This window comes from Pseudomonas sp. 3HC3 (assembly GCF_044904505.1).
Lineage (GTDB): Bacteria > Pseudomonadota > Gammaproteobacteria > Pseudomonadales > Pseudomonadaceae > Aquipseudomonas > Aquipseudomonas putida_Y.
On sequence record NZ_JADDRH010000009.1, the window covers coordinates 72,723 to 89,747 of the forward strand.

The following is a 17,025-nucleotide window of genomic DNA, read 5'->3' on the forward strand; positions in this document are numbered from 1 at the left end:
TAATCGCCGCCACTTTTTGGTCAAACACGGGGGCACTGCCCAATGAGCTACAGCAAGATTCCGGCGGGCAAAGACCTGCCGAACGACATCTACGTCGCCATCGAGATCCCGGCCAACCACGCGCCGATCAAATACGAAATCGACAAGGACAGCGACACACTGTTCGTCGACCGTTTCATGGCTACCCCAATGTTCTACCCAGCCAACTATGGCTTCATCCCGAACACCCTGGCTGACGACGGTGATCCGCTGGACGTGCTGGTGGTTACCCCTTACCCGGTGGCCCCAGGCTCGGTTATCCGCGCCCGTCCGGTCGGCGTGCTGAACATGACCGACGACGGTGGCGGCGACGCCAAGGTCATCGCTGTTCCTCACGACAAGCTGTCGCAGCTGTACGTTGACGTCAAGGAATACACCGACCTGCCAGCCCTGCTGATCCAGCAGATCGAGCACTTCTTTGCCAACTACAAAGATCTCGAGAAGGGCAAGTGGGTCAAGATCGAAGGCTGGGAAGGCGCCGACGCCGCCCGTGCCGCGATCACCAAATCGGTCGCTGCCTACAAGGGCTGATTCCGACTGCAGAAAAACCCCGCTTTGGCGGGGTTTTTTTATGCCTGAATGGGCAACGCGCGCATTGCCGAGAATAAATCCTACACAGTCCTACACCAGCATCCTACAAGCAGCATCTTTTCTTACAAGTTCAGTCAACATCCGGTTCATATCCTTGCTGGCAACTCGCCGCTACACTCGCAGCCATGAACACTTCTGGCGACCGACTCAGAGCCCTGCTCCATGAATGTGGCCTGACCCCTTCCGATTTCGCCGCTCAGCGCAGCGTCACAGCACAGCACGTCAACAACTGGTTCAAACGCGGCGTGCCTTTGGCCCGGCTGGACGAACTGGCCGATCTGTTCTGTGTGCACCGCCGTTGGCTGCGTACCGGTGAAGGCCCCAAACACCCCAACCCGTTCCTGCGTAACGGTTGTCCACGGCCAGTGCCCGCCAACCCGCTTACCCCGCTTTCGGAACATCGTGGCCGGGTACTGAAGGTGCCCTACTACGAAGTGCACAACGGCTTGCTGTCGCCGGTGGGCAGCAAGCACCTGCGCTTGCCGGCAAACACCCTGAAGGGCTTGGGTGTGCAAGCCGGCAACGCAATCTGCCTGGCAATGCCGGCCAGCAACATGCTCCCGCTGATTCCGCTGCAAGCTACGCTGGCCATCGACTTGGGCATGACCCAGGTGGTCGAGGGCGAAACCTATGCCCTGCTGCAAAACGGCATGCTCAGGGTGAACAACCTCAGTCTTGGCCCGCACGACACCCTGTACCTGCACAGCCATGACCGGCGCAACTATGCGGTCGAACGATACACCCCTGCTCAGCGCCAGGCGCAGGGCCTGGAAATTCTTGGCTGGGTGTTCCACTGGTCACATTTGCGCCAGCAGCGGCCCAGTTGAAGCACCCTGCGCAATTTTTTGCTGGGCATCCTGCGCCCGCCCTTGTATGCTACGCCGCACATTAAGCCCCGACCGGCGCAAGCCGCGGTCCAGAGGGCTCGGCGATATCCCACACGGGCATCTGCCATCTCTTTCAGGCCCTTGATGGCCACACAGTTAAGGCGATTGCGGCTTACCATAAATTAGTCGGAAGCGTCCCCGAGAAGCCGGCCACAAGCCGGCTTTTTAATTCAACAAGCCTTTAAAAAGCGTTCACAATCCGCGGCTTTCCAACACCTACCTCAGCCCATAGAACGAAGCCACTTGCACCTCCAGTTGCGCTCAGCCCCCCCGCTGTCGCAAGCGGTCTTGGTGTGCCTGCTTTTTCTTGCAGCGTATATGGACATCAAGTTGATATTTCGAAATCTTCCAATGAAGAGGATTTTTTTGAGGTGAGCGTTTCGCGCCAGACTATAATAAAATGATTAGATGCAAGCCGACACCTGCTGCTACCCTCGAAGACTGCTGATTAATGATATTTAATCTGTGAAGGCTTGATGTGGCGATGAGGATTTAATATGAACGCCTTGTTGAAAGAGCTGCACGCCTATCATCATGAGGTGGCCACCAAAATTAATCAGATCAAAGAGTTACTGGAGAGGATAAGGCACGGATCTGCGGGTGCCGATGACCGCAAGCTGTTATTTAAGCAACTGGAAGCCTTGCATGGTGATGCAGAGCGGCACCACCATGAAAACGAAGAGCTTATTCGGCTGGCCTTGCTGGCGACCGAGGCCCCGATCCACCAACGGGTCAAGGATATCGAGCAAGATCATCAAGCCTTCAAGCGAATTGCCGGACAACTCAAGATGTTGGAGCACTCAACGCAGGAAGCGAGAGTAATCTCCGACACGATCGAAGACTTCATCAAGAAATACTATGATCATATGGATGCTGAGGAGAATATTTTCTTTCCGGTGGCAGACAAGTGGTTGTCAGACACCCAATGGCAGGAAATAAAGCTTCAATGGCACCAGTCAGCACTTTAAATATCGTGTATTAAAATCAGGGCACTGCTTAATACTCGAGCTCGCAACTTTATTGCACTGATACCCGATGGGACATATACCCTCCTATGGCAATTTACCGTAAGGTGGATTAGCCGGACGCATACGATAGGGTTCCAGAGAGCACATTCTTGACGCTCATTCCGATGCGTACTATCAGTGACCGACTGAAGGACTTTGCAGCTTGCTGTTGCATACCTCAGAAAGCCTGAACCTTGCTCTGCCATTCTCCTTGGCCTGATACAAAGCTTGATCTGCCAGGCCTACAAGCTGATGTGCGTCCTGCCCCTGCTTAGGCTGGAGACAGGCTACACCTTGTGAAATAGTCACCCGGTCAGCGACCAATGACTCCACATGAGGGATCTTCAGATTCTCCACAGCATCAGATAACTGCTGAGCAACGGTAGCGGCGCCACTGAGGTGGGTGCCGGGCAGAACGCAGACAAACTCTTCACCGCCATAGCGCGCAACCATATCCAAAGGTCGTCTGATCCCACTGTCCAGAGCCGCTGCAACAAGGCGCAGGCACTGGTCCCCCGCTAGATGCCCATAGTGGTCATTGAAGCGTTTGAAGTAATCGATGTCGACAAGAATCAGACCCAGCCACCCTCCGTCACGGCACAAGTGACTCCAAGCTGCATGGAGGTGTTGCTCGAACACTCGTCGGTTGGCTATGCCTGTCAAACCGTCGATCGACGCCTGGCTCTTCAAGTAGTCGCTTTGCAACTTCAAAGTCAGATGGGTTTTTACCCGAGCGCGGGCAATACCGGGATGAAATGGCTTGCTAATGTAGTCAACAGCACCAAGTTCAAGTCCTTTTGCCTCGTCCGCCTCTTCCCCCTTGGCGGTTACGAATATCACAGGAATGCCCGCCGTCAACGGACTGGCCTTAAGTCGACGACATACCTCATAGCCGTCTATGCCGGGGAGCATCACATCGAGCAGGATCAAATCCGGGAACTGTGTCAGGGCCATATCCACTGCCTTATTTCCATCCATGGCCATGTAAATTTCATGGTCAGCACGAAACAACTCATTCAGCGCGTGGATATTGAGTGCCTGGTCATCCACGATCAATAAACGCGGCTTGACCTTTGGATGTCCAGATTCATCGTCCATCAACATTCCTTTTGAGTGAGTCGGTCAGCTTATCGCACCACAGGGTGGCTGACTGGAAATCTAGATCGTCGACGGCCTGCTTAAGCGCGTCAAAGATCGCTTTGCTGTGTAACGGTACCGCATCCTGCAAGGACTCAGCTCGCTGGAGTGCGACGAGATTGCTGCTGACCAACAGCGCTCGCAGGCCACCCAATTCACTGTCCAAGTCCCTGTCCGTGAATGCAAGTGGTCGTTCAGTAGCGAACACCACGGGACTGACAAAGGCAAGATTGAGCCGTGTGCAGTCAGACGCGAGTTGCATGTGCAGGTGCGATAGCCACCGAGGATTGGCCATGAACGACTGCCCCTCCTCCGGCGACGCCTGCAGGAGGCGCTGCTCCAGTTCGGCAGCCAGCGCGGATAGCCCACTAGCACCCATGGTGCCGGCACTGCCCTTGATGGTGTGCAATTGCATCAACACACCGGCCTTTTCGCCGTTGCTGCAGTGCCGCTCCAGTTTATCAAGATTTTGTCGCATCTCATCTGGAAAACGCTGCAGCACATTACGCAACAGTGTCAAGTTACCGCCGAAGCGCCGCAACACACTCTCGGTTGACTCATCGCTCGGCGAGTCGCTCGATTGAATGGCCGGCCGGACAGGCACCTCTCGGTCCAGCAGCTTCCTGAGAACCGCTACAAGGTTTTCCAGATCAACAGGTTTGCCTACATGTTCATTCATTCCTGCGGCCAGGCACGCCTCACGCTCGGAGGTTGAGGCGTTTGCAGTCATGGCGACAATAGGCAAGCCCCAATGAAGGGGGCTTTGACGAATCCGACGGGTTGCCTCCAGCCCGTCCATGTCAGGCATCTGGATATCCATCAGTACCGCATCGAAGGTTTGCACGCCATTCAACACGGCCTCGACACCCTGCTGCCCCCCCTCAGCCAACGTCACTTTGGCCCCCTCGAGTTCCAACAGTTCCTGAGCCACCTGGCGATTGAGCGGATTATCCTCAACCACCAATAACTTGATACCGTCTAGCCTGGATAGCGGGCTCACGGGCCCAGTGACATTGGAAGGTTGCGTACCTGAAACTGCAAGCCCCACAGTAGTGGCAAGCTGCTTAGGGGTGATTGGCTTGCTCAAGACCGCAACATAAGGCTCCTGTGGCCCCTGCTGTAAACTCGCGAACACCTCGTGACTATGCGCAGTAACCATCACCACTACCGGCGCAGAATCCATGAGCGAGTCCCGTATAAGGCGAGCAGCAGTCAAGCCATCGACATCCGGCATGCGCCAATCCATCAACACTACATCGTAAGGGCGCACATTCGCGGCAGTTAGCACGCGCTCCACCGCCTCTCGCCCTCTACTGGCCTGATCGACTTGCCATCCTAACGCGACAGCAGTTCTAGCAAGTACTTCGCGGGCCGTGTGATTGTCGTCGACCACCAACACATTGAGGTCAGGAAAAACTGTCGTGTGCTCTGTCTCAATGGTATTCGCCAAAGCAAACTCCAGCTCGAACCAAAAACAGCTGCCCGCCCCTGGCTGACTGTCCACTCTCAGGGTGCCGCCCATCAGCTCGATCAGCCGCTTACAGATCGCCAGCCCCAGGCCCGTCCCACCATAGCGGCGACTGATGGAGGCCTCGGCCTGGCTGAACCCGTCGAAGATCCGCTGGAGTTGCTCCTCGCTGATACCTATTCCCGTATCGGTCACAGAAATTCGCAGCCGAACAGCATCGGGCCGACGATCACAGACTCTGATGCTAACGGTAATCTCGCCACGCTCAGTGAACTTGAGCGCATTGCCAGCCAGATTGATAAGAATCTGTTGCAGACGCAGGCTGTCGCCCACCAGGCATGGGGGTAATGAGGTATCGAGATCGAACAACAATTCGACATCCTTATCTGCCTGGTTGCCCCCCAGCACCGCAGCAAGGTCCGTCATCAGCCCATTGATCTCGAAGGGATGTGGATCGAGCTGCAGCTTGCCGGCTTCGATCTTGGAGTAGTCAAGAATGTCATTGAGCAGCCCCAAAAGCGATTTGGCAGCGCCGTGCGCCTTGCGGATATAGTCAAGCTGCCGCGCATCAAGCTCTGTGGCCTGAACCAAATGCAGCATGCCCAGCACAGCATTCATGGGTGTGCGAATTTCATGGCTCATGTTGGCCAGGAAAGCACTCTTGGCGGCATTGGCCGCGTCTGCCTGTTCTTTAGCGAGAAACAAGCGTGACTGCAGCTCATGTTCTACAGTGACATCGCGATTTATGCCTATAACTTTCCGGCAGCCTGTTTCAGCAACATACTCGATCCTGGCAGCGGCCTGAACATAACGAATACCGCCACCGGGTAACTGAAGGCGGAACAGTGTCTCGAATACGCCGTTCCCATCAAGTAATCCCTGTAGCAATCGGGCGGCAACTTCAGCGTCGTCGGGGTGCAGGCGCTCCTGCCAGTGCTTGTAACTCAGGCCAACCGCTTTCAAGGCGAGCGGCTGTTCATAAATCTCGAACATCCGATCATTCCACTGCAGATCATCGTCTTCGGGAGACCACGTCCACACCCCCAGTTTCGCCACATCCGAAGCCAAGGCCAGCTGGTCGCGTGCCGAAGCGATGGCATCATGCTGACGCCGCTGTTCGGAAAGATCGAAGAGCACGGCGACGAGCATGGGCTGACCGCCAATCTGCATGCAGCCCAGCGTGACCTGCGCGGGGAAGATAAGCCCATCCTTGCGGCGAGCCTCCACTTCTCGGGAAACCCCGGTCATATTGCTGCTGGCCGGATCACCAAGCGCATCCTGCGAGAGCGACAAGTCACCCTCGAATAAAGCAGGCAACAAGACTCCAACGTCACTGCCGACAAGCTCGTCAGGTTGGTAGCCGAAAACGTTCTGCGTAGCACGATTGCAAGACTGAATCAGCCCTGTCCGATCGATCCTGATGACAGGGTTGACGGCTGTATCAAGAATGGTCTGTGTCAGTGCCAGGCTGTCGGCCAAGCGCTCCTCTACCTGCTTGCGCCGGCTGATATCGATAGCGATACCCAGGTATCCACTCAACCTGCCATCGGCATTGTGCATGCCGGTAACCAGCAACGTAACACTGAAACGCGTGCCGTCCTTGCGCACGTACGTCCATTCCCGAACCTCCGCCTCGCCCAGAGAAGCCTTGTGCACAAAAACGCGGAAGCCCCCTATCGTTTCTCCATAGGCCCGGCTCAACTCCTCGCCTCGTTGTGCCATTTCCTCATCCAGATGGAACATACCGGGGGTGCGAAGGCCAACGACTTCCTCGGCCGTATAGCCAAGCAATTGCTCAGCCCCTCTGTTGAAAACGGTGATGATGCCCTCGAGGTCGGTCGCGATGATCGAGACCTGTGATGCCGAGTGCAGGACGTTGGTCAGCAGGGCATTCAGCTCGCGCAGCTCTGTCGTGCGCTCGGCCACCTGATGCTCCAGGCCAACGTTCAGTTCCAGAATGCGTGCCTCTGCCCGCTTCTGCTGGGTGATGTCGCGAACGGTCTTGGAGGCCCCAACAACCCGCCCTGCAGCATCACAAATAGGCGAGACTGTTACCGAAACATCTAAGGACTGGCCGTCTTTACGCACTCGTCGGGTCTCAAAGTGCTCGATACGCTCGCTGCGAGCTATTTTCTCCAGCAAATGCACTTCCTCGTCCGCCAACTCGCTGGGCAATATCCGGCCCAGTAAAGTGCGGCCCAGTACCTCGTCGCTGCCATAGCCAAAAATCTTCTCGGCGCCATGGTTCCAGGCCGTGACGATGCCATCCAGGGTCTGGCCAATGATTCCATCGTTGGAGTTCTCAACAATGGCCGCGAGCTTGGCCTGTTCCGCCAGAACGTCGCGTCGACGTCTACGGCTGACACTGAAAACCCCCACCAATGCCGTGATCAACAGGGTGCTGCACAGCCCGATGCCAAAGGCACTGCGGGGGGAGAACTGGCGTAACTCCTGCACGAAAGAGGGGTATGCAACCAACTCGATATCCCAACGCCGACCAGAAACCACCTGAGTCAAATGAGTGCGCATGACCTCCTGCTCATCCCCACCATTGTGTTTGAGTTCGTAGAATTGCACCGGGCTGGCAACATCGGTCACATCCCGTAAACGCAACCACACTCCATCAGATGGCAATGGAAGCCCTTCGAGGACATCCTCGGTCAGCAGCGGTGCATAACTCCAACCAAAACCTTGTGCCATTCTTTCGGCAACGGTATCCGGCGTATTTCCCGTTCGGTAGATCGGCAGCAGGAACAAGAATGACTGCAGCGGCTTACCCGTCGCCTGGACCAGGGTGATCGGGCCCGTGAGACGCGCAGCTCCCGTGCGCATTGCCGCGTCAGCAGCCTCTCGCCTGTTCTTTTCTGACGCGATATCCAAACCTACCGCTGCCAGGTTCTTCTCCTGAGGCTCGATGTACTGAATGACGAAGCGCTCGCCCTCATGTGGCGTAAGCTGGCGTATCGTGAAATCAGGTTTGCCATCGAGCCTGGCCTTTTGCAGGAAAGCCGCTTCGGCACTGGCTGGAACGCGACGAATGAAACCGAAGCCGCGGGCCCCCGGAAACTCGGTATCGAGGTCTCGAGTCTTGATGTAAGTCAAAAAGCCATGACGGCTGGCCTGTTGCTCGCCCATGACCTGAAGAGCACCACGCGCCCCTCTCAAGCCGAACTCATAAAGATGGATGCGAGCAGCAACAGCATCACTTGTACGCTGGACTGCACGGGTCAATGCAGCCTCGGCATGCGCCCTGTTCTGATTCATCAGAACGTAGGAGGCCATAAGGGTAACCGCCAGGCCTGCAACAAACACAGCGATCATCGCTGTAACAGATCCAAGCTTCAGAATACGATCTTTCAATTTCACCCCACATCAGCGGCTGGCCGAACGAGAAAAATCGATTGCGCTAGATTGGCCTCAGATTGCCGGTCTTCAGCATCTGTTGCAGTTGCAGGAACGGTACCGGGCGGCAGTAGTGATATCCCTGCATCAGCCAGCAACCCAGTGCCATGAGGCTGATCGCCTGCTCCTGGTTTTCCACACCTTCGGCAATCAGCTCCAACCCCAGCGCCTGGCCCATACGCACAATGGCTTCGATGATGGCGGCATCACTGTGGTCGTCAAGCATGTCGCGCACAAAACTCTGGTCGATTTTCAGCACATCGATGGGCAGTTGCTTGAGATAACTCAGGCTAGAGTAGCCGGTACCAAAATCGTCGATTGCCAGCCGCACACCCATGCACTTCAGCGCCTCAAGTGTTTCTCGCGCCTTGACGACATTGTCTGCCAACACGCCCTCCGTGATTTCCAGCTCAAGCAAGTACGCAGGAAGCCCTGAGTCCTGGAGCCCCCTACGTATCATGTCGAAGAAATTATCTTCACGAAATTGAACAGCGGAAATATTGACGCTGACGGGTACTTGAAATCCTGATTCCATCAATAGGCAGGCGTCTTTACAGGCCTGCGTCAGTACTTGACGCCCCAGCGGAACAATCAATCCAGTCTCCTCTGCGACCGGAATGAATTCACCTGGTGAAAGCAGCGTACCATCGGATTGTCGACAGCGAATCAACGCTTCCATGCCACGTATACACCCCGTTCGGGCATCCATTTTCGGCTGATAGAAAACCTCGAAGACCCCCTGTTCCAAGGCGCTGCGCATATGTTGTTCAAGCATATGCCTGGCACGGGTGCTGGTTTCCAATGTCCGGGAAAAGAAGCGGGAGCGATTCCTGCCTTCACGTTTGGCCTGATACATGGCTGCATCGGCGTGACTGTAAAGCGCTTCCAGGTCGGTACTGTCCTCGGGGTAGATACTGACACCAATACTGGTAGTGATGCTGTAACGCTTCTCGCCAATCTGCATCGGGGACGCAAGCGTCCGCAATAACTGTTCGCTCAAGTCCCCGATCGCTTCTAGCCGGACCACTTGCGGCAGTAAAATCACGAACTCATCGCCTCCTGGCCGGCTCACCGTATCCTGCGGCCGAACGCTGCTGGCCAAACGCTCAGCGACGCACTTTAGAATGGCATCCCCGACTGAATGCCCCAATGAGTCATTGATGCTCTTGAAATGGTCCAGATCCAACAGTAACAACGCGACCTTACTGCCGTTGCTCTGGGCCTGCTGGATCGCTTGTGCTGCGCGGTTCGTGAATAGTTGACGGTTAGGCAAGCCAGTTAGCGCATCGAAATAGGCCAAGCGCTTGGCTTCATTGCGCAGATTTAGGTGGGCGCGTACATGGGCCCTCACCACGGGAACATTGATAGGCTTTTGGATAAAGCCAACCCCTCCGAACTCCAGGGCACGAACTTGATTGCCGCACTGGGTATGGGAGCTGACGAACAGGACGGCAGCGTCACAGAGCTTTGGGTCGGTCTTGATCGCCCGGCACAATGCAAAGCCATTCATGTCGGGTAACTCGATGTCGATAAGGATCAGGTCGGGGCGGTATTCCCCGGCCACCTGCAGCGCTTCACGGCCGTCATGGGCAACATGAACCTCACCGAAGCTGCTGACAGACCCTTGAAGAATTTCACGATCGCTTGATTGGTCATCAACGATCAGGATCACAGAGTTCATCTGATCTGCCAGATCAAGCATGTGTTGCTCCTGGAAATCCATTTCAAAGCGTCAGCGTAGACGATCAGCTGCGAATTGCGCAGTCAGACGAGCCCCGCCAAGGCTTTCAGACGTGTGACCGTTTCCGTCGGTTCATCGTGTTCGAGCGCAGCCGCCAGACGCATGATCACCTGATTGCGGTGAACATGGGACTTTGGCAAAGCATACACAGCGCCGATCAACTCACGCATCGACATCGGCAGTGCCCAACGCGCCTTCAGTGCAAGCGCGAAAGCGCGGCCATAAGTTGCAACCGCCAGCGATAGCATATCGTCATCAATTGCATGTCCGCGCCCTGCCCAAAGATCAGCCTGATACAAGACACACAGCTCGCCGATCCGGTGAAGTAACGCAGCGGCATGCAGCGGCGCCGGGTCCAGGTCGCATTGCCTGGCGAGGGGTACAACCCGCTCGGCCAAGCGCTCCGAGGCCACAAACTGCTCTTGTAACCATAATCCAATCAGCGGGTCTTCAACGACCGATGCCTGACGCAATGCCATCGCTATCGCCAGGTTGAGCGCCGTTCGCCCGCCAAGGCGCGTCAACGCTTGCGCCAAGCCCTCACACGGCTGTACCCCACCGCCATAAGCGGCACTGTTCGCAGCCGAAATGAGGTAAGCGCACAGCGCCGGCTCGTTTTGCCAGCGCATAGCCAGCTCGCGGAAATCCATCGGCACACCACTGAAGGCTTGCTGGAGGCTTTCTTTCACACTGGAAAACAGTGGAAGGTCCAGATCGGAAGCCGACAACTGACTCAGGTAAGTATCCAGGCTATCACTGAGGGTAGGCACCGCCGGGGCCAGCTCGTCATCCGGCAACAGTGCATTGATCTTTGCCATGACGGCAGGAACATCAAAAGGTTTAGTGATGTAAGCACTGACACCCAATTGCCTTACTTCCAAAACGCTCTGCCGGTCAGAGCGCCCAGTAATGACCACCAAGGGTATTTCCGTATCAGACGTGCGTATAAAGCGAAGCAAGTCGACACCTGCACCGTCGGGAAGATTCCAGTCAGACAACACCAATTGGTAGTGACCACTTGCCCACGCCGCCATCGCAGCTTCGACACAAGAAAAGCACTCGACCTCGGTCGCGGGCCTAGAAGCATGGATCATCTGGCGGATCAGCTCAGACATCCAAGGATCATCGTCTACCACCATGATGCGTATCGACAAGACGAATCACTCCGTTGAAAAAGGCCTTACGCCTGCTCGCTGTCAGCAGTGCCGCTGGGCACCCACGAAGCTAAGCCAGACTGCACCAGTGCTGCAAGTGCCTAGGGTATAGCACGCTCCGGCAAAGGGTGTATCAGTGCACTCGTTCGATTACCCTTGATCGTGTTTCTGCTACCACCTGATTACGCCCTTGCTGTTTGGCACGATAGAGCAGTTGATCTGCCTTATCGAAAACCTCCGCCATCGAGTCACCAGGCCGCCACAGCGCCACGCCCAGTGAAACAGTGATGTGGCCTACTGTTTCCAGGTCGGCCGATGCTATCGAGAGACGTAACCGCTCCGCGAGAGCTGTCGCCGCTGCGATCGAACTCTCGGGAAGCAGCACAACGAACTCTTCACCGCCAGTACGGCAAAGCAGATCGCTGGGCCGAGCGTTCTGCTTCATCAACGCGGCCACCGCACTGAGTGTCTCGTCACCGACGGCATGACCATAGGTGTCATTCACACGCTTGAAATGATCAATATCCAGCGAAATCACAGCGATTGAGTTTTTCGTCTCCAACCAGACGGCAAGTGCGTCTTGCATCGCCCGACGATTGGCCAGCCCCGTGAGTGCATCTGTTTGAGCCTGGCGGTTGAGCGTGCCGATTTTTTCCTGCAATAGAGTTGCACTGAGCAAAAGCGCTCGACGCAATTGCCAGCTCTCCGCATAGTCCACAGGAATCATGCTGATGCGCTCATAGCTTTCAGGTAAGTCCAACCGTTTGGCACTGTCCGCCAAGCGAGACAATGGCCTGGAGAGCCGAATGCCCAGCCACCAGATCAGCAGCAAGCCCAGCAAGCCCAGCGGTATGATGCCTTTGGCGACCTTCAGCGCACTCGTACACAATGAATCCTGAATGCCAGCCATGGGTTGCGTAGAAACTATCCCCCAGTGGCTACTGGAAATCATCGCATGGCCCGCAAGCATCTCATTACCCTGACCATCCACCGCCCGGATGGAGCCAAGCGCTTGGCTCAATGCAGCATCAACGATCTTGTCTTGCTTGATGATCCTGCCGATCTGCCGAGGATCAGGGTGGTAAAGCACACGACGCTGGCTGTCCACGAGAAAGACGTAGGCACCATTTTGTCGATGGTTCAAATCCATCAGGGCTCGCAGTGAATTCTCCTGCGCCAAACGAAGCGTGCCCCCCACGAGTCCAAGGTATTGCCCTTGCACATCGAAAACCGGATAGGAAACGAAAACCACCAGATTGCCGGAGAGGGACTCAAAGGCATTACTGATCATTGGCTGACGCCGCTGCAGCGGCTCACGCTTTTGAAGCGCTTGACCATTCAGGTGCAAAATCTCTGGTGCGGACGCAACGATGGTGCCGTCGGCATTGGCGATAAGCACTGAATTGAAGCTGTCATCCTGTCCAAGCAGCCGTCGAACCTCAAGCTCTAGTTGCTGCTGATCGGTGAATGTCTCTGCGACAATCGTCGCGCTGTATCCGAGACGATCAAGGTCCGAGCTTAGTACCTCTTCTACGCCTGTAGCGATGCGCATAGCGTAGGCTCTGTTAGCATCTAGCGCGTTCCCAATGAGCTCTTGCTCTTGCGTTTTGAACATTACCCAGAATGTGTTGGCAAGCGTGGCTGCCGCGCTGATCAACGCAAACGTGAGCAGTACAATACGCAGGTTCAACCTGGGTTTCGATTGGCTAGGCATTCATTGTTCCAAGAGCAGGAAAATCTAGCTTGGTCAAATCACAAGATTCATGAAACACGCGAAATCTCAAGCTTTTTCCGGCCCTTGCGCGATACCTGCAATATCCCAAACAGCGGTCTAACTTGTAGTGAGTCTCTCATGCCTGCCCACCTGTGACCAACAGGTAACTCATGGTGAACTGGCTGATATCCCGTAATGCGATGTGAGCTCACGGCTTAAGGTGCTCAATGATTGCATTGAAGTTCCGTGGGTCAGCCTGCCCCAACATCCAGAATGAAGATCCAATGACAACAACCCATTGGACGCTGAAGAATGGATTTAGGGGCAGCAGACAAAAGGACAAAGAAATGCACACCCCGTCACTGTGGTGGCGGGATGGCCGATTGTCCGACAGGCGCGGGTGATCGAAGGCATGCCTGGCCAGTGATCAGCCCTGCCCCTGGTCGACTCAAGGTTTCGCGTACTTGAGCACGTACAGGCACAGCTCGCGATAGACATCGACAGGCAACTGCGACATCAGCTTCTGAGCCTGACCGAGGGTTTTGCAATTGAGTTCGGCCATCGCCCGACGGTGTTCCGAACCCAGCAGGCCGGCATGCACCACCTGCGCATACTGAATATAGGAACAGGGGAAATCGGCCTGGGGGCTGCGTTGGACCTTGAAGTCGATCTTCAGGTCTGCCCCGCGGAAGAATGCTCTGCCCTGATAGGTCTGCTGGGGCACGAGAAGCCCTTTTTCCGGGCAGGTGCTGTGACAGACCGGCAGGCTGTTCTTAGCCGTCTCCAGGCCACGTCGATAGATCACGATTTCGGAACCCGGTACCTCGATACAGGCGTTTTCGAAAGCATCGATGATGGACCTGCCATTGATTTGCGCCTCTTCTATCTGCGTCAGGCTGACCACACGCTCGATTTCATGATTGCCAACGCTGTTGACCACACGGTCCAGGGTCGACCAGTGGCTGAACTCTTTCTGGCACGCTATCAGGTGGACCTCGCTCTGATAGCCCTGCCTGGCGGCTTCAGGTGGAAAATCAGCGAAATGAGGGCTGTCGAGGGCGGTCTCCATGATGATGTTGTATTTGTTTTCCATCGCATACGTGCAAATCATTGCCCCCAGGCGCCAGATGAACGACTCGGTATGCTCATAGACATGCAGCACGCCTTTGTCTTCCATCGCCCGATAATGAGGGTGCAGTTCACGAAAATGGGTTTCGTAAAGGCGAACATAATTGTCGTACCGCCCGCTCTTCAGCAGCGTGTTTTCCAGCAAGTACGTCTTACCCGAGCCCTGTGCACCGGCAATGATGAGCATTTTGGGCTTGAGCACGCCGTCGACGTAGTCGCGCTTCTTGTCGAACAAAGTGTCGACGACCTTTCTGAATGCGAGATGGAGATCGGTATCGGTAAAAGGATAGAGAGAGGACATGACGGTTCGTTTCCTGGGTTTGCCAATGTGACCGTCACGAAGGTAGGCGCTGCGGCAGGTGAAAAGGGGTAGATGGTTACTGCTGCAAGTCTCATCGAAGGTAGTAGAACAGCGGGTTGCCAGTGAGGCGGCACTGTGCTGTATGCTTGGGCGGTCTTCAGGGCGGGGTGAAAGTCCCCACCGGCGGTAAATCGAAAGATGAGCCCGCGAGCGCCCCGACCATGTCGGGGGTCAGCAGATCTGGTGCAACTCCAGAGCCGACGGTCATAGTCCGGATGAAAGAAGGCGTTATGCAGGGGCCATCCGGGCGCCCTTGCGCGCGCATTTTGTTCGCCCCGAGACGTTCATCGATCATTCACGAGGAGCGTTTCATGTTCACCCAGCACCACGCGCAATTCCCCAATGTTTCCGCCGCCATCGCCGCCTTCAAGGCCGGGCGCCCTGTACTGTTGCTCGACGATGACGACCGCGAGGACGAAGCGGACATCATTGCTGCCGCCGAGAACATTTCGCTGCAGACCATGGCCATGATGATTCGCGATTGCAGCGGCATCGTCTGCCTGTGCCTGGACGAAGCCACCGTCGACGAACTGCAACTGGCGCCCATGGTGCAGAACAACCAGGCCCGGCACGGCACCGGTTTCACCGTTACCATCGAAGCGGCCGAAGGTATCACCACCGGGGTTAGCGCCCAGGACCGCATCACCACCATTGACGCAGCATTGCGCTCCAGCGCCGAACAGCGCCATATCGTCAGCCCGGGGCATGTTTTTCCGCTGCGCGCTCGCAATGGCGGGGTGCTGACCCGCCGTGGGCACACCGAAGGCTCGGTAGACCTGGCGCGCCTGGCCGGCCTGCGCCCGGCAGCGGTCTTGTGCGAGCTGATGAACCCCGATGGCAGCATGGCCCGTGGTGAGCAGGTGGCGGTATATGCGCGGCAGTACAATTTGCCGGTGCTGACCATCGAGGAACTGGCGCAGTACCGTGAGGCGATGGTGGAACGGGAAGCTGCTACGGCTTGATGGTTTCCTGCGCCTGACTTGAGGTAGATGGCGGCGCTGAAATCGAGCGCCGCCCACGCGGCGCATCGCGAGCAAGCTCGCTCCTACATTTTTTCGGGCCAGTAACATCTGTGCCTGCGCGCGATCGCCTTGTTTGTTTCATACAGTATCGAGGTTCGCCCCAGAGGCCTGCTCCACACAAGTTTGCTCCCCCCGCCCCGCTCTGCTAGTGTCGCGCCGTTCTGAATGCCACCGAGACAGTCGCCATGGCCCGCAAAAAAGCCTCCCTCGATTTCGAGCAATCCCTCGCAGACCTGCAAGCACTGGTCGAGCGCCTGGAGAACGGCGAGTTGTCGCTGGAAGAGTCGCTGGCCGCCTTCGAACAAGGCATCGCCCTGACCCGTGATTGCCAGGGCGCCCTGGCCCAGGCCGAACAGAAGGTGCAAATTCTGCTGGAGCGCGACGGCGAACTGGCTGCCCAGCCCTTCGACGCGGAGCCCGAAGCATGATTGGCACCTACCAGGCCAGTTGCCAGGCGCGCGTCGACGCAGCCCTCGAACCGCTGTTCATCGCCCCGACCAAAGAGCTGGAACGCCTTTACGCCGCCATGCGCTACAGCGTGATGAACGGCGGCAAACGCGTGCGCCCGTTGCTGGCCTACGCGGCCTGCGAAGCCTTGGGCGCCCCCGCCGAGCAGGCCAACGGTGCAGCCTGCGCGGTCGAGCTGATCCATGCTTACTCGCTGGTACATGACGACCTCCCGGCCATGGACGACGACGATTTGCGTCGCGGCCAGCCAACCACCCACAAGGCTTTTGACGAAGCGTGCGCCATCCTTGCTGGCGACGGTTTGCAGAGCCTGGCTTTCAGTGCCCTGCTCGACCCATGCCTGAGCCCGCAGATCGACAGCATTCGCCTGGCCATGGTTCAGGTACTGTCCAAAGCTGCCGGCCCGGCCGGCATGGTTGGCGGCCAGGCCATCGATCTCGGTTCGGTGGGCCAGAAGCTGGATCAACAGGCGCTGGCGTTCATGCACCGACACAAGACCGGCGCGCTGATCGAAGCCAGCGTACGCCTCGGCGCCCTGGCCAGCGCCCGCGCCGAACCGGCACAGCTGGATGCCCTGCAGACATATGCACAGGCCATTGGCCTGGCATTCCAGGTGCAGGACGACATCCTCGACGTGGAAAGCGACACGGCCACCCTGGGCAAACGCCAAGGTGCAGACATAGCGCGTGACAAACCGACCTACCCGGCCCTGCTGGGCCTGGAAGCCGCCAAAGCCTATGCAATCGAACTGCGCGACCAGGCGCTGACCGCACTGCAAGGGTTCGGCGAAACGGCCGAACCGCTGCGGGCTTTGGCGCGTTACATCGTCGAACGCCGTAACTAAACAGCGTCACCTATCCCCGTAGGATCGGGTTTACCCGCGAATGCGATCTTGAATTTGCCGAC

General features: G+C 56.8%; 12 protein-coding genes and 1 riboswitch. Of the genes, 6 read left to right on the forward strand and 6 right to left on the reverse strand.

The genetic code is table 11. From position 1 onward, the window contains the following. The first annotated feature begins 42 nt into the window (after positions 1-42). The 3 genes from ppa (at position 43) to INQ47_RS14605 (ending at position 2,485) form a co-directional block, all read left to right on the forward strand. A complete protein-coding gene (gene ppa, locus INQ47_RS14595) occupies positions 43-570 on the forward strand; it encodes an inorganic diphosphatase (RefSeq protein ID WP_003255365.1) in 528 nt (175 codons plus the stop codon). A 185-nt stretch (positions 571-755) separates the two neighbouring features. Beyond that, positions 756-1,457: a helix-turn-helix transcriptional regulator gene (locus INQ47_RS14600; protein ID WP_404701977.1), complete on the forward strand. Its 702-nt coding sequence runs from the start codon at positions 756-758 to the stop codon at positions 1,455-1,457. 557 nt (positions 1,458-2,014) lie between these two features. Then, positions 2,015-2,485, forward strand: a complete 471-nt coding sequence (locus INQ47_RS14605) for a hemerythrin domain-containing protein (RefSeq protein ID WP_404701978.1) — start codon at positions 2,015-2,017, stop codon at positions 2,483-2,485. Between the two features lie 174 nt (positions 2,486-2,659). Here the strand turns inward: INQ47_RS14605 and INQ47_RS14610 are convergent, their stop codons facing one another. The 6 genes from INQ47_RS14610 to INQ47_RS14635 all read right to left on the reverse strand — a co-directional run bounded on the left by INQ47_RS14610 (position 2,660) and on the right by INQ47_RS14635 (position 14,569). After that, positions 2,660-3,622 (reverse strand): diguanylate cyclase domain-containing protein, encoded by a 963-nt coding sequence (locus INQ47_RS14610; RefSeq protein WP_404701979.1) that lies wholly within the window; start codon positions 3,620-3,622, stop codon positions 2,660-2,662. Then, on the reverse strand, positions 3,612-8,489 hold the full coding sequence (locus INQ47_RS14615; RefSeq protein ID WP_404701980.1) for a PAS domain S-box protein: 4,878 nt from the start codon (positions 8,487-8,489) through the stop codon (positions 3,612-3,614). Before INQ47_RS14615 ends, INQ47_RS14610 begins: the two co-directional genes overlap by 11 nt. A 46-nt stretch (positions 8,490-8,535) precedes the next feature. Further along, the gene (locus INQ47_RS14620; protein ID WP_404701981.1) at positions 8,536-10,233 is read right to left on the reverse strand and encodes a putative bifunctional diguanylate cyclase/phosphodiesterase; all 1,698 of its coding nucleotides are present in this window, start codon (positions 10,231-10,233) and stop codon (positions 8,536-8,538) included. 62 nt (positions 10,234-10,295) lie between these two features. After that, on the reverse strand, positions 10,296-11,426 hold the full coding sequence (locus tag INQ47_RS14625; protein ID WP_404701982.1) for a response regulator: 1,131 nt from the start codon (positions 11,424-11,426) through the stop codon (positions 10,296-10,298). Between the two features lie 133 nt (positions 11,427-11,559). Beyond that, positions 11,560-13,140, reverse strand: a complete 1,581-nt coding sequence (locus INQ47_RS14630) for a diguanylate cyclase (RefSeq protein ID WP_404701983.1) — start codon at positions 13,138-13,140, stop codon at positions 11,560-11,562. A gap of 448 nt (positions 13,141-13,588) precedes the next feature. Further along, the gene (locus tag INQ47_RS14635) at positions 13,589-14,569 is read right to left on the reverse strand and encodes a zeta toxin family protein (RefSeq protein ID WP_404701984.1); all 981 of its coding nucleotides are present in this window, start codon (positions 14,567-14,569) and stop codon (positions 13,589-13,591) included. A gap of 149 nt (positions 14,570-14,718) precedes the next feature. Beyond that, positions 14,719-14,860: riboswitch (FMN riboswitch) on the forward strand. A gap of 80 nt (positions 14,861-14,940) precedes the next feature. Between INQ47_RS14635 and ribB the strand changes: the two genes are divergently transcribed. The 3 genes from ribB (at position 14,941) to ispA (ending at position 16,963) form a co-directional block, all read left to right on the forward strand. After that, on the forward strand, positions 14,941-15,591 hold the full coding sequence (gene ribB / locus INQ47_RS14640; RefSeq protein ID WP_404701985.1) for a 3,4-dihydroxy-2-butanone-4-phosphate synthase: 651 nt from the start codon (positions 14,941-14,943) through the stop codon (positions 15,589-15,591). 245 nt (positions 15,592-15,836) lie between these two features. Then, the gene (locus INQ47_RS14645) at positions 15,837-16,079 is read left to right on the forward strand and encodes an exodeoxyribonuclease VII small subunit (RefSeq protein WP_003255380.1); all 243 of its coding nucleotides are present in this window, start codon (positions 15,837-15,839) and stop codon (positions 16,077-16,079) included. Next, positions 16,076-16,963 (forward strand): (2E,6E)-farnesyl diphosphate synthase, encoded by an 888-nt coding sequence (gene ispA, locus INQ47_RS14650; RefSeq protein ID WP_404701986.1) that lies wholly within the window; start codon positions 16,076-16,078, stop codon positions 16,961-16,963. Before INQ47_RS14645 ends, ispA begins: the two co-directional genes overlap by 4 nt. Positions 16,964-17,025: the final 62 nt, after the last annotated feature.